We start from the raw sequence: 13607 nt of genomic DNA, 5'->3' as shown, positions 1-13607 counted from the left end.
AACAGGCGGTCATCAGCGATGCCCTCAAGGGCGATAGTGTGCGGCTGCTCAAACTGTCGCCTCGATCGGCTCGGCAAGCTTCGGGTTGGCGCGCGCGGCGATCAGGCAGCCGGCGACGATCAGGCATGCTCCTGCCAGCGTCGTCCAGGCCAGCGCCTCGTCGAAGAAGAACCAGCCAAGCGCGATCGCCCAGATGAAGGCCGAGTATTCCGTGGGGATCAGATATTGCGCTTCGGCGCGGGCGTAGGACCAGCTCATCAGGAATTGCCCGCTGAGCGACAGCATCATCACCCCGGCCAAGGGGAGCCAGAGATTGGTCGGCAAAGCGACAGCCAGCCACGGCGCGGCAAGGCCGAAGAAGATTGCAACAAACAGGTTCTGGAACAGCATGATCTCGATCGGCTTGGCCAGCAGCGCCTGTTGCCGGGAGAGGATCAGATTGTAGCCGTAGAACACCGTCGAGACGAGCACCGCCACCGTGCCGAGCAGCGTATCCTGCGAAGCGCTTGCCTGGCCGAACTGGCCGGTCAGTATGATGGCGACGCCGGCGATGCCGGCCAGCGATGCCCAGATAGCCTGTCGTCGGATACGTTCGCCCAGCAACAGCGCGGCGAGGAAGAGGGCGAACAAAGGCGCGACGAAGCTAAGCCCGATCGCCTCCGCCAGCGGCAGCCTGGCGAGACCCCAGAAGAAACAAAGGAGAACGATGCCGACAATTGCGGCGCGCAGCGCATGCAGCCGCAGCACCGCAAGGGTTGGCTTTGAGCGCGGCCCCGCCGACCAGGCTGCGCCGGCGACGACAGTGGCGACCATGCTGCGCCACAGCACCGTGTTGTAGACACCGACGGCGATGACCAGGGTCTTCATCGCCGCATCCATCCCCGACAGCAGGCAGATCGCCAGCGCGCAGACGAGCACCGGGATCATCGGGGAAACGGCGGTCAGGCTGGATGTCTTCACGGCTGCACTCATGTGCTGCCGCGTATCCCAGAGCAAAGAGCAGGGCCAGATGGCAGCACCGTCGATGTGGAGGGCCAATACGATTGACGGCAGCGCCCCTATCCGTTGAGCGATCGTGGACCGCTGACGAAGGGGCTGCCTCTCACATAAAACCGCAGCAGGCGGTCCGCATCTTTCGAAATACCGATCCTGATGCTCTGCCCGATGTCGCCGGGCTCAAAGTCATCGCCGGCGAGCCACAGCGGGCCTTGCCGGCAAAGATCGAGCCCGTCGAGCGAACGATCAATCCGCAAGGCCTGGGCGAGCCGTCCCGGTCCGCGCGCCAGATCGCGCAACCGCTCGACGCCGCGATTGCGCCGCATGATGTCGATGCCTTCGAGCGGCTCGAGCGCCCTGATCAGCACCCCGGTGCCAATCCCTTGCGTCTCGCTGGAGACATTCAGCATGTAGGAGATGCCGTAGGCGAGATAGACATAGGCGTGGCCGCGCTCGAGAAACAGCGAACGGTTGCGCGCAGTCATCCCCCGGTAGCCGTGCCCAGCGGCGTCGCCGACGACATAGGCCTCGGTCTCGACAATGCGGCCGCTGACGATGCCCTCCGGTAATTCCCGCACCACGACCTTGCCTATGAGAGCGCGGGCGAGAGCTGCCGTGTCAGCCGGCAGCTCCGAACGAGCCAGCAGCGGATATTCCTTGCGGCCCGGGTTCACGGCATCCGCTCACCGCCACCCCAACGCCGGAGCGACATGGGTCAGGATCGCCTCGATGACATGCGCGTTGTAGTCGACGCCGAGCTGGTTCGGCACGGTGAGCAGCAGCGTGTCGGCTTCCGCGATCGCCTCGTCGCCCTTCAGCTGCTCGATCAGCACATCCGGCTCGGCGGCATAGCTGCGTCCAAAGACGGCGAGTTTTTCGGGCTCGATATAGCCAAAATGATCCTGGCTGTCGCTGCGGCCGAAATAGGCGCGGTCGCGATCGTCGACCAGCGCGAAGATACTGCGGCTGACCGACACTTGCGGCTGGCGTGCATGACCGGCCTCTTTCCAGGCGGCGCGGAACAGGCGGATCTGCTCGGCCTGCTGGATGTGAAATGGTTTTCCGCTCTCGTCGAACTTCAGCGTGGAACTCTGCAGATTCATCCCCCGTTTCGCCGCCCATTGCGCCGTGGCGTTGGTGGCGGCACCCCACCAGATCCGTTCGCGCAGCCCTTCCGAATGCGGCTCGAGACGCAGCAGCCCCGGCGGGTTCGGAAACATCGGCCGCGGGTTGGGTTGGGCAAAGCCCTGGCCCCTCAGAATGTCGAGAAACACATCCGTGTGGCGCCGCGCCATGTCGGCGTCGCTCTCGCCTTCGGCCGGCGCAAAGCCAAAATAGCGCCAGCCGTCGATGACCTGCTCGGGCGATCCACGGCTGATGCCGAGTTGGAGGCGCCCGCCGGCAATCAGATCGGCAGCACCGGCGTCCTCGGCCATGTAGAGCGGGTTCTCATAGCGCATATCGATCACGGCGGTGCCGATCTCGATGCGGCTGGTCTTGGCGCCGATCGCGGCAAGCAGCGGAAACGGCGAGCTGAGCTGGCGGGCGAAGTGATGCACGCGGAAATAGGCTCCGTCGGCGCCAAGCTCCTCGGCGGCGACGGCGAGATCAATGGATTGCAGCAGCGTATCGCCTGCAGAGCGTGTTTGCGATTGGGACGAGGGCGTCCAATGTCCGAATGACAGAAAGCCGATTTTTTTCATGAGGGGGAGCCGCGCTAGCGTTGAGGTCAGTGTCATCTAATGATGGAACCGCCGATTCGCTAGCAAAGCTCTTCTACGGCGCCTCGTGCCGAGGCGCCGCTTATAGCGCTCAGTCGAGCTTGAGCGCCGCAACTTCTCCCTCATTCATCAGCGGCACATAGATCGTCGACTTGCCGTCGGTGCCGATGTCGGCGCTGCCCGGTTTGAAGGTCACGACTGTCTCCGGCGTGCCGCCTTGCCTGTAGCGATAGAGCGTGCCGGTCATGTAGGCGGTGGCGTAGATGGTGTCGCCGATGGCGATGACGCCATCGAGGTCGGCGAAATTTTCCGCGCCGGGCAATGGCGAGATCGCCTTGCTGGCGAGATCGACCGCCAGCAGGCCACCCGGCTCGGCGGTGCTGAAGTCAGCCTTGATGCCCTTGCCCCAAGAGGCGACGATCAACCTGCTGCCATCAGCGAAGACGCCGTTGGGCGAAGCAAGGGTCGCGTCCTTGACGAACAGTTCCGGTGTGTCGCCGTCGATACGGTAGATCGCGTCGGCCAGCATGTCGGTGACGTAGGCCTTGCCGGAGGCGTCCGCTGTCATATCGTTGAGGAAGACGGCATTCGGCACATCGATGCTGGCGACGAGCTTGCCGCTGGCGAGATCGACGACGCGGACCTTGGTGATGTCGGCGACATAGAGTTTTCCGCCCGAAATCGCCATGCCCTTGGGCGCGTCCATGCCGTCGGTCCAGTGCGGGGTGATCATTTTGCCGTCCGGCGACAGCACCGAGAGATAGCCGTTGCCGTCGGCTTCACCGGGATTGCCGACGATGTTGGAGACGATGATGCGCTTGTTGGCGGCGTCGAACAGCGCCGATTCCGGCTGCTCGAGACCTGTCGCGCGCCAGATTTCGCCGGCCTGGGCACCGGGCATGATCGCCATAACGGCGACGGCGAGGAATGTGGAAGTGATGAGGGCTTTCATAGCTGGTCTCCTTAGGTGATGGCGGAGAGCTAGGCTTTTCGATACTTTTTCGGAAGGCCGATTGCCGCTAGTATCGGATACCGATACGAAATCGCGCAAAAGAGGTGCATCTCATGAATGGCCTGATCTTCGAGGCGCTGAAGCGGACGCTGAAGGCGAAGGGCGTCACCTATCGCGTGCTGGCCGAGCGCATGGGCGTTTCCGAGCCGACGGTGAAGCGGATTTTTCACGAACGCAACTGCAAGCTCGACCGGCTGGTGGAAATCTGCTCGGCAGCCGGCGTGGATTTGGAAAACGTGCTCGGCTCGATGAGCCGGGGGCCAGGGCCGGCCAACCGCGTGGCACCGGAAATCGAGCTCAAGCTCGCCGGCCGGTCGGCACTGCTGTTCATCTTCGTCATGCTGTCGGAAAAATTCACCCCCGAAGGCATCATGCGCTCGCACGGCCTGAGCGAAGCCTCGATGTTCCTCTATCTGCGCGACCTCGAGGAGCTGGGGCTGGTGGCGCTCGGCCGCGGCCTCACGGCCAGGCTGCTGGTCGAAACGCCGATCCAGTGGAATTTCGAAGGGCCGCTGCGGCCGCTGTTCGAAATGACCAACAAGAACTTCATTGGCTGGGCCATCTCCCATATGGAAAAGGAGGCGACCTTCGTCAGCTTCTCCAGGCGGATGCGGCCGGAGACGGCGGAGATGGTGCGGCGCGAGGCGGAGGAACTGGCGGAGCGCGCCAAGCTGCTTGCTCATCACGACCAGCACACGACGCCCGAGGACGGGCTCACCGGCTACAAATGGACCTTCGCCTTCGGCGCGACGCCGTTCCCGGCGATCATGCCGATCGGGCCGCACCCGCGCGACGCCGGTGCGCGGCCTGCAGTGGCTGCGAAGGGACGGCGGCCGCTGCCGGCCTGACACGGCCAATCAGATCCGGCACCAACACGGTATAGCCTCTGCAGCCAGGCGTTCCGCCATGCCGCCCAGCGCCGACCGCGGGCCGAACGCATCCATGTGGAGAATGACGCCGGGCGCTGCGATTCTTGGTGACCTGAACAGGGGAGCCTCCGCCTGTCCTCTTCGGTTTTCACGATGATCTTTTGTCTGGACTTTTTTGCTCTTTGCAGCCGCGTTTCAAAAATGAAACCACATTCATGATAGAGTTCGCGCACTGATTTGCCAGACTGTAGAGGGCGGGTTTGCCCAATGCGTGACACCTCCCCGTGAAATCGAAGTGATCCCATGCCGACCGCGCCAACACTTGAACTTCGCCGCTATTCGCGCCTGAAAAATTTGCGGGCGCGCGCAGAACGCCAGGGTGCTGCACTGCAGTTCTGGGCGCGTACAGCATCGCTCGCCGTGATCTCCTGCTTCTTTTCATTGATCAGCCGCTGGGATGCCTCGCTGCTCTTCGTGCTGGCGGGCCTTGTGCTGTTCCAGCTCGTCGGCCTGATCCAGTTTCTGTTTGCGCGCCGTCGCACGGCTCCATGGTGGATCGGGTACCTCGTCGGTACGCTGGACATCATTCTGTTGACCGTTCTGCTGATAACGCCCAACCCGTTTTCCCTGGAGGTCGCGCCGGCCGCGATGCAACTTCGCGAGGGCAGCTTCAAATTCCTGCTGATTTTCGTATGCCTTGGCGCGCTGACCCTTTCGACACGATTGGCGCTCTATCTCGGCGCGCTCGCGGCCTTGACGTGGGCGATCGGCGTGGGATGGGTGATTTCTTATCCGGGAACCGTCATTCCGGCGAAGAACCTCTATTCGCTGCCGGTGACAGAGCGACTGAACCTCTACCTCAACCCCAATTTCGTCGATACATTCGCGCAGGCGACCAACGTGTTGGTTGTGCTGATTATCGGCGCGATCATGGCGCTGGTCGTCTCTCGTTCCCGACATCTGTCGGAAGACTATGTCAAGGCAGAGCGCGCCCGCGCCAATCTCGCCCGGCATTTTTCGCCCAATGTCGTCGACCAGCTCGCCACGGATGACGAGCCCTTCGGCCCGGTCCGCCGGCAGGATATCGCGGTGCTGTTCGCCGACATCGTCGGCTTCACACACTATTCCGAGGATCATCCGGCCGAAGCCGTGTTCGAACTTCTGCGTCAGTTCCACCGTCGCATGGAGCAGGTCGTTTTCGACCACAATGGCACCGTCGATAACTATATCGGCGATTGCATCATGGCGACATTCGGGGTTCCGCAAGCCAGCCATGACGACGCGACTCGGGCCATCCAGTGCGCTGAAGCGATGGTCGCCGCCCTCGAAGACTGGAATGTGCAGCGGGTGTCCAGGGGATACCCACCGCTGGACGTTCGGATCGGTGTACAATATGGCGCAGTCGTCATCGGCGCGGTCGGCAGCGAGCGCAATCTGTCCTTCGCGGTGGTGGGCGACACCGTCAACGTCGCCAGCCGTTTGCAGGCGCTCTGCCGTGAGCTTCAGGCGAGTATTTGCTTTGGATCACGACTGATTGAGGCCGCGCAGGCGGAATCGCCCACGACACAGTTGAATGCGCGCGATCATGGACCGGTGAACATCCGCGGCCGGGACGAACCGGTCCATGTCTGGGTCGAACGCAGAGCCGAAAGCCAGGGCGCTCTTGCGGTTTCGGCCTGATGTAGGCCGCCATGTGAAACGCCTGCACCTCGGCCGGATAGCGGTAGGCCGCGCCACAGGGACATATCCTGACCCAGGCCGAAAGCCATCACGTATCTGAGGCGATTGCGCCAGCCTTCGCGGCTGCGGCGTCTGGGCTTGCCTTGTCGTCCCATGTCACCGCCCGATAGTCGAAACCGAATTCCAGCGTCGGTTTGACGATGCGGAAAAACGGCGACAGGTCGAAGTCGCGCGGCGTGTAGAGCGAGTGGTGGCGGATGTGCAGGATTTCCTTACGCATATAGGTCGACTGCGCCGAGGCGCGGCCGGGCGCGCGGGTGATCTCGGGCAGGATCGGATAGCGGATCTGGCCATAGGCCTCGGCGATCAGCGTCGAGCAGATAGCGCGCGTCGGGTCGCCGGAGCCGAAAGCCAGCATGCGGCGGCGCCAGCGGACCGGCACCGGCGGCGTCGGCAGGAAAAACCGCAGCATGTCAAAAATGTTCTTGAGATCGTATTTGAGGCCGAGCTTGCCGATCATGAAGGCGACGACCTTGTCGCGGTCTTCCGGCGCCAGGCCGCTGGCTCGGCAAATGCGGGTGTTGTAGGTGCGGTAGCGCGACAGCGGCACCGCGACGCAACCTTCGCCGAGCGTGACCTCGATCAGGCGCCGCCGCTCCGATCCGTCCTCGGGTTCAGCCAGGGCGTCGCCGACATAGAAGGCGGCATGCGACCAGGTCGACTGCGTCAGGTATTTGATGGCCGCCGAGATCTTCTGGTTGCCCTCGACAAGCAGGATGTCGCCGGGCTCGAGGGTGCGGCGCAGCGTTTCGGCGTCGGACGGCGTGTAGGGCTCATAGCCGGAAGATTCATCCTGCAGCCGACCGGCAAGCCAGCGGCCAAGGCGATCGAGAAGCGTTTCGGCGGGCGCAGTCATCGTAGATGGCGATTAGCACAGACCGGCGGTCTGGGCCATCATCAGCCGGCGGTGGGCAGGCCAGCATCTTCCTGCGCCGCCGCGCCGACCAGATCGTCGCGCACCTTGCGCGCAAGCTTCCGTGTCGAGCGCTTCGGGCTGTCGCCGAACAGTTCGGCGGCTTCGGCGAGGCAGGACTTTTTCAGGCTTTTCTCCGAGCGTTTCAGCAGCTTGGCGAGAAGTTTCGTGTCCTGCGGCTCGCCGAGTGGCTGGTCATCGGCGTCGAGCAGCGCGCGCATGACAAAGACATCGTGCAATTCGCCCAGCCGCTCGCCCAGTTCGTCGACCGCCTTGCGCCGGGTCTTGATCGGCGTCGGCCACAGCCGGCCGAGCAGCGACAGATGCATGCTGTGGGTCTTGGCGGCCTTGCGCAGGTCGTGGAAATCATCGGCTTCGCCGCGCGATCCGGCCTTGTCCAGCGCCTTCCTGGCGCGGCGCAAGGTGATGCGGGCGCCCTCAGCAAGCACATCGGCGGCCTGCTCCGGCTGGTCGGGCAGAGCAAGCTTTTCGACGCGCGCGAGACCCTCTTCGCAAGCGGCAATCGCTGCCCCGATGGCAGCGCCGAGACCGGCGCCGCCATGCATCGCATGCTGGCGCGCGACGAGCGAGTCGCGCACGGCATCGAGGCCGCCGCTGGCGCTGTGTTCGGGGAAGCTTGCCGCCAGGCGGTCGATCGTTTCGACCAGCGCGGTCGCCTCGCGCGGACCGGCCAGTAGGGCCGCCACCTCACGGTAACAATGATTTTCGGCGTTACAGAACGTTTCGTCCCCGGAACGGACCAGGCGCAGCAAGGCACGCGCGCTCTTCAACCGCTTGCGGCATTTGTGCAGCGCCTGCTCCGGCCGGCTGTGCGCAACGTCGAGATGGGCCAATGCCTTGCCGATCTCTTCGGCAAGGATGCGCCTGACCTCGCCGGTCAGCGGCAGACGTGGATCGATACGAAAACTCATGCGGCGATCTCCGGAACCCCCCCAAGGGCGAGCGACGCGTTGTAAAATCTGGACTCGCCGGTGACTTCGCGGCCGAGCCAATCTGGCAGCATTTCGTCCGGCACGTCCTCCGGCGTCTCGAGCTCAGCGACCACCAAGCCAGCCAGCATGCCGCCGAAAACATCGACTTCATAGAGATAGCCGCGGTGCCTAACATGGTGACGTGTCTTCTCGATGACACGCCCGATGGCGAAAGCCAGCATCTCCTGCGCCTCCGCCAGCGGGATCGAATACTCGAATTCGTCGCGTTCGCGGGCCGTGCTGCCGAATTTGAGCGTCAGCTTGGCCGAGACACCATCGCTGATGCGCACGCGCACGGTGCGGCCCGGTGCTGCGGCAAGATAAAACTGGCGAATGCGGATATCCGCCTCAGCCAGCTCCAGCCATTCGGCACTGGAGACCAGGAATTTACGCTCGACTTCCTTGCCCATGGCCGCGCACTAAAGCGCGGCGGGCCGGATATGGCAAGCCATCTCAGGTTGCCTTCGACCAAGTGCAACCAAACCACGCAAATCCAGGTCAGCACGCAAGGACTTGACATTTAATCAATCGATTGATTAAATGTCAGGCATGAACAAGAATCCGAACGCCTCACGCCCCGACATGACGCGCGCCGCACTTGTGCACGCGTCGCTAAAGCTGTTCGGGCGGCAAGGCTATGACGGCACCTCGACGCGAGAGATCGCAGCCGAGGCGAAGGCCAATATCGGCTCGATCGCCTATCATTTCGGCGGCAAGGAAGGGCTTCGCTCGGCCGCGGCCGACTACATCGTCGAAACCATCCAGACCATTGCCGGCCAGGCGATGGGCAGTCCGCCAGCCGCCGGCGACCCGGAAGCGGCGCGGGCGCAACTCTTCGTGGCACTGGAGCGGATGGTGACCTTTATCGTCGCTAGCCCGCACGCCGGCGAGATCGTACAGTTTGTACTTCGGGAATTGTCGCATCCGACCGCGGCACTCGACCGCATTTATGACGGCGTGTTCGAGCCGACGCATCGCCGGCTCTGCCTGATCTGGGAGCAGGCGACCGGCGAGCCGGCCGAAAGCGAGGCGACACGGCTCACCGTGTTCACGCTGATCGGCCAGGTCATCTATTTCCGCATCGGCCGCGAGGCGGTGATGCGGCGCATGGGCTGGCACGACATCGGCACCGCCGAGGCGGCCAAGGTGGTGGCGGCGACATCGAGCAATCTCAGCGCGATACTGGCCGTAAGGAAGGGGCAAAGACTATGAGCTTTCTCTGTTCGCTGCCGCTCGCCGCGCAGCTGTTCGGCGCCTGCGCGCCGGCCGCGCCGCTGGCCGTCGGCTATGTCGAGGGCGACTATGTGCTGCTGGCGCCGATCGAGGTGGCGCAGGTCGAGACAGTCGCGGTCAAGCGCGGCGACCGCGTCGTATCAGGCACGCCGGTGGTGACGCTGGAGAGCGCCGACGCCAAGATTGCCGTTGCGCTGGCAGAGGCGGGCCTCGCCCAGGCGCAGGCGCAGCTCGCCGATTTGCAAGTTGGCAAGCGGCCGGAAGAAATCGCGGTGCTCAAGGCGGAAGTCGACATGGCGCGCGCCCAAGCCACCGACGCCAAGCGCAGATACGACCGCGCCAGCGATCTGTTCAAGCGCGGCACCGGCACGCAGGCCGATTTCGACACGGCGTCCGCCACACTGGAGACGGCCAATGCACAGGTCGGCCAGGCCGAGGCCAATCTCGCCGTCGGCGGCCTGCCGGCACGGCCGGAGACCATCAAGGCCGCCGACAACCAGGTCAAGCAGGCGCAGGCGACGCTGGAGCAGGCGCAATGGCGGCTGTCGAAGCGCGTGCTGGCGGCGCCCTCGCCCGGCCGCGTCAATGATGTCATCCGCAGTGCAGGCGACACTGCCGGCCCGACCGCGCCGGTCATTTCGATACTGCCGGACGGTGCGGTCAAGCTCAGCGTCTACATCCCGGAAAGTGCCTTCTCGTCGGTCAAGGTCGGCACGCTGCTTGGTGTCCATTGCGACGGCTGCGGCCCGCAGGTGAAGGCCCGCGTCAGCTACGTGTCGCCGGACCCGGAATTCACGCCGCCGGTGATTTATTCGCTCGAGAACCGGCAGAAGCTGGTCTACCTGGTCGAGGCGCGACCGGAGGGCGATGCCAGCGCCTTGCAGCCGGGGCAGATCGTCGATGTCGATCTCGCGGATGCAGGAAAATGAACGCCATCGACGTCCATGGCCTGGTCAAGCGTTTTGGCGACAAGACCGTCGTCGACCATGTGACGATGACGGTGGCCGAAGGCGAGATCGTCGGTTTCCTCGGCCCGAACGGCTCCGGCAAGACGACGACCATCCGTATCATGTGCGGCCTGCTGACGCCGGATGAAGGCGAAGGCACGGTGCTCGGCTTCAACATCCGCACCGACAGCCTGCGCATCAAACGCGAAGTCGGCTACATGACGCAGAAATTCTCTTTCTACGAGGATCTGACGATCGGTGAGAATCTCGAATTCGTGGCGCGGCTCTACCAGCTGAAGCCGGTTGCCGAGCATGTCGCCAGGACGCTGGAAGATCTCGGCCTGACCTCGCGAAAAGACCAACTGGCCGGCACGCTGTCCGGCGGCTGGAAGCAGCGGCTGGCGCTGGCTGCCTGCATCATGCACAAGCCGAAATTATTGTTGCTCGACGAGCCGACGGCGGGCGTCGACCCGAAAGCCCGGCGCGAATTCTGGGACGAGATCCATCGCCTCGCCAGTGGCGGGCTGACCGTGCTGGTCTCCACCCACTATATGGACGAGGCCGAGCGCTGCCACCGCATCAGCTACATCTCCTATGGCAAGATGCTGGCCACCGGCACGGTCGACGAGGTGGTGAAGAATGCCGGGCTGACGACCTTCGTCGTGCAAGGCCCGCATCTCGATCAAGTTGCTGCCGCACTCAGTGGCCGCCCCGGCGTCGACCAGGTGGCGCCGTTCGGCGCGACGCTGCATGTCGTCGGCTCCGACAGGAAGAAACTGCAGGCAGCACTCGCCGATGTCGAGAAGCAGCACAAGGGCGTGACGGTGATACCGGGCGAGACCAGCCTGGAAGACGTGTTCATCCAGTTCATGTCCGGCTCCAAGGACAACATGGCATGAACAGCGTGTTTTCCTTCGCCCGGCTGAGCGCGCTGCTGATCAAGGAGTTCATCCAGATGCGGCGCGACCGCATCACCTTCGCCATGATGCTGGGTGTGCCGCTGATGCAGCTGGTGCTGTTCGGCTACGCCATCAACAACGATCCGAAGAGCCTGCCGGCGGCGCTGGTGGCGACGAGCAGCGACCCCTACACGCGGGCCATGGTGTCGGCGCTGCAGACCACCGGCTACTACCGCTTCGACTATGTCGCGCAAAGTGCCGCGCAAGCCGAGTTCCTGATGTCGCGCGGCGACGTCGCCTTCGTCGTCACCATCCCGGCCGATTTCGCCCGCCGTGTCGAGCGCGGCGACAGCCCGCAGATCCTGATCGAGGCGGACGCCACCGATCCGGCGGTGGCCAGCGGCGCCATCTCGACGCTCGGCACCGTCGCCAACCAGGCGCTGCTCAGGGCACGCGGCACGCAGGAGACGGCAGCCGAGGCGGCCAGGGGCCAGCTCGAAGTGGTGGTGCACCGGCGCTATAATCCCGAAGGCATCTCGCAATACAACATCGTGCCCGGCCTGCTCGGCGTCATCCTGCAGATGACGATGGTGATGATGACCTCGATCGCGCTGACGCGCGAGACCGAGCGCGGCACGATGGAGAACCTTCTGGCGATGCCGTCCAGCCCGCTCGAGATCATGATGGGCAAGGTGCTGCCCTATCTGGCGGTCGGCGCGGTGCAGGTGGTGGTGGTGCTGGCGGCGGCCAAGCTGTTGTTTGCCATTCCCTTCACCGGCTCGATGTCGCTGCTGCTCACCGCCGTGCTGATCTTCGTGCTGGCGCTGGTGCTGCTCGGCTACACGATTTCGACCATCGCCCGCACGCAGATGCAGGCGCTGCAGCTGACCTTCTTCTTCTTCCTGCCGTCGATCATGTTGTCCGGCTTCATGTTCCCCTATCGCGGCATGCCGGGCTGGGCGCAACTGTTCGGCGAGATCCTGCCGCTGACGCATTTTTTGCGCATCATCCGCGCGGTCATGCTGAAGGGCGCCGAACTGCCGGCGGTGGCGACGGAGATCGGCTGGCTGCTGGTGTTCGTGGCACTGTTTGCGGGCGTGGCGCTGGTGCGGTTCAGGCGGACGCTGGACTAGGTCCAGGAAAAGCACCGGACGCGTGTCGGAGCTGTGCTCGGCACGGGAATTGGATAGAGTGATGACTTCTAATGCATCGTCAGGCGGGCCGCTTCCATGAGAGTCGTCGATACGGCGGAGGTCATCTTTCTGGTCGACAACGCGACCGACAGTCTCTCGTCGAATCCTGGTTTCGTCGAGACCGAGTTCGCCCGCCTGCGTCGCCGCGGGATGCCATGGTTGACCGGGAAATGCCTGTGCTGCGCCGCGCACGGGCTTTCCTGCTTGATTACCGCCCGCACCGCGTCCGCCAGCCGCACGCTCCTGTTCGACACCGGGCCTGAGGAATGGGTGTTCGAGCGCAACGTGGTCAGGCTCGGCGTCGATCTCGGGGAAGTCGGCGCGGTGATGCTGTCGCATGGTCACTGGGATCATGCGGGTGCAATGCCACGCGCCCTCCAGATGATCGCGATGGGCAATGGCGGGCAGCCCGTCCCGACCTACATGCATCCCGATATGTTCGCCTTGCGGGCGACCAAATCCGCCGATGGGCAGTTTCGCCCGATGGAACTGGTGCCGAGCGTGGAAGTCCTGTCCGGAAATGGCGCCGATGTCGTCGTTACCCGGGACGAGCAACTGCTTTTTGACGAGACATTCTATATCAGCGGCGAAATCCCTCGCGTGACCCGATTCGAACGCGGGTTTCCCGGCCAGTATCGCCAGACCGCTGCAGGCAGCTGGGAACTGGACGAGATTATGCCGGACGAGCGCTATGTGGCGATCCACGTGGCCGGCAAGGGGCAAGTCGTCTTCACCGCCTGCTCGCACGCCGGCCTGATCAACGTTCTGACGCACGCCCGGGCACGGTTTCCGGATATTCCGCTCTATGGAGTGTTTGGCGGCTTCCACCTCTCCGGGATCACCGAGCCGATCATCCAGGAGACGGTCGAGGCGCTGGCGCAGTTTGACCTGCAATTGATATCACCCGGGCACTGCACGGGCTGGCGCGCCGTGAGCGCACTTGCGGCCGCCTATGGCGAGAGGGTCGCTCCATCCGCGGTCGGCAAGACGTTCGCGCTTTGACCGCTCCCGTGGGGCAGAGTGGCCTAACGCCCTCTCATCCTTGCTGGAGTGGAAAGACCCCGAACTGGCGCGCCGTCTAGAGCAATTTCA

Annotated in this window: 14 protein-coding genes; 7 read left to right on the top strand and 7 right to left on the bottom strand. The window is 64.0% G+C overall.

All coding sequences use genetic code 11. The features are described from left to right. Positions 1–48: 48 nt before the first annotated feature. The 4 genes from AC1DX6_RS01215 to AC1DX6_RS01200 form a co-directional block, all read right to left on the bottom strand. Positions 49–972, bottom strand: coding sequence for a DMT family transporter (locus AC1DX6_RS01215; RefSeq protein ID WP_477310428.1), 924 nt, complete (start codon positions 970–972; stop codon positions 49–51). A gap of 86 nt (positions 973–1058) precedes the next feature. After that, positions 1059–1670: a DNA-3-methyladenine glycosylase gene (locus AC1DX6_RS01210; RefSeq protein WP_477310426.1), complete on the bottom strand. Its 612-nt coding sequence runs from the start codon at positions 1668–1670 to the stop codon at positions 1059–1061. A gap of 9 nt (positions 1671–1679) precedes the next feature. Beyond that, positions 1680–2699, bottom strand: coding sequence for an LLM class flavin-dependent oxidoreductase (locus AC1DX6_RS01205; RefSeq protein WP_477310424.1), 1020 nt, complete (start codon positions 2697–2699; stop codon positions 1680–1682). Positions 2700–2808: 109 nt separating this feature from the next. Next, positions 2809–3669: an SMP-30/gluconolactonase/LRE family protein gene (locus AC1DX6_RS01200; RefSeq protein ID WP_477310422.1), complete on the bottom strand. Its 861-nt coding sequence runs from the start codon at positions 3667–3669 to the stop codon at positions 2809–2811. A gap of 113 nt (positions 3670–3782) precedes the next feature. Here AC1DX6_RS01200 and AC1DX6_RS01195 point away from each other — a divergent pair, with 113 nt between their 5' ends. Both AC1DX6_RS01195 and AC1DX6_RS01190 read left to right on the top strand, forming a co-directional pair. Then, the gene (locus tag AC1DX6_RS01195) at positions 3783–4577 is read left to right on the top strand and encodes a helix-turn-helix domain-containing protein (protein ID WP_477310420.1); all 795 of its coding nucleotides are present in this window, start codon (positions 3783–3785) and stop codon (positions 4575–4577) included. A gap of 324 nt (positions 4578–4901) precedes the next feature. Then, complete coding sequence (locus tag AC1DX6_RS01190) at positions 4902–6278, top strand: adenylate/guanylate cyclase domain-containing protein (RefSeq protein WP_477310418.1); 1377 nt, start codon at positions 4902–4904, stop codon at positions 6276–6278. Between the two features lie 88 nt (positions 6279–6366). On the opposite strand, the gene AC1DX6_RS01185 is transcribed toward AC1DX6_RS01190, so the two are convergent. The 3 genes from AC1DX6_RS01185 to AC1DX6_RS01175 are packed head-to-tail and all read right to left on the bottom strand — an operon-like array spanning position 6367 to position 8653. Then, positions 6367–7194: a C40 family peptidase gene (locus tag AC1DX6_RS01185; RefSeq protein ID WP_477310416.1), complete on the bottom strand. Its 828-nt coding sequence runs from the start codon at positions 7192–7194 to the stop codon at positions 6367–6369. Positions 7195–7235: 41 nt separating this feature from the next. Further along, positions 7236–8183 (bottom strand): CHAD domain-containing protein, encoded by a 948-nt coding sequence (locus AC1DX6_RS01180; RefSeq protein ID WP_477310414.1) that lies wholly within the window; start codon positions 8181–8183, stop codon positions 7236–7238. Further along, positions 8180–8653 (bottom strand): CYTH domain-containing protein, encoded by a 474-nt coding sequence (locus tag AC1DX6_RS01175; RefSeq protein ID WP_477310412.1) that lies wholly within the window; start codon positions 8651–8653, stop codon positions 8180–8182. The genes AC1DX6_RS01180 and AC1DX6_RS01175 overlap by 4 nt, the downstream gene beginning before the upstream one ends. 139 nt (positions 8654–8792) lie before the next feature. On the opposite strand from AC1DX6_RS01175, the gene AC1DX6_RS01170 reads away from it, so the two are divergent. From AC1DX6_RS01170 to AC1DX6_RS01150, 5 genes are all read left to right on the top strand, one after another. After that, positions 8793–9455, top strand: a complete 663-nt coding sequence (locus AC1DX6_RS01170) for a CerR family C-terminal domain-containing protein (RefSeq protein WP_477310410.1) — start codon at positions 8793–8795, stop codon at positions 9453–9455. After that, positions 9452–10405: an HlyD family secretion protein gene (locus tag AC1DX6_RS01165; protein WP_477310408.1), complete on the top strand. Its 954-nt coding sequence runs from the start codon at positions 9452–9454 to the stop codon at positions 10403–10405. The genes AC1DX6_RS01170 and AC1DX6_RS01165 overlap by 4 nt, the downstream gene beginning before the upstream one ends. Next, positions 10402–11322, top strand: a complete 921-nt coding sequence (locus AC1DX6_RS01160) for an ABC transporter ATP-binding protein (protein WP_477310406.1) — start codon at positions 10402–10404, stop codon at positions 11320–11322. The genes AC1DX6_RS01165 and AC1DX6_RS01160 overlap by 4 nt, the downstream gene beginning before the upstream one ends. Beyond that, the gene (locus AC1DX6_RS01155; protein ID WP_477310404.1) at positions 11319–12455 is read left to right on the top strand and encodes an ABC transporter permease; all 1137 of its coding nucleotides are present in this window, start codon (positions 11319–11321) and stop codon (positions 12453–12455) included. The genes AC1DX6_RS01160 and AC1DX6_RS01155 overlap by 4 nt, the downstream gene beginning before the upstream one ends. A 96-nt stretch (positions 12456–12551) precedes the next feature. After that, a complete protein-coding gene (locus tag AC1DX6_RS01150) occupies positions 12552–13517 on the top strand; it encodes an MBL fold metallo-hydrolase (protein WP_477310402.1) in 966 nt (321 codons plus the stop codon). Positions 13518–13607 lie beyond the last annotated feature (90 nt).

Source organism: Mesorhizobium sp. P2_C4 (genome assembly GCF_056404575.1).
Note: the sequence above shows the minus strand (reverse complement) of the source record. Positions and strands in the feature narration are given on the sequence as shown.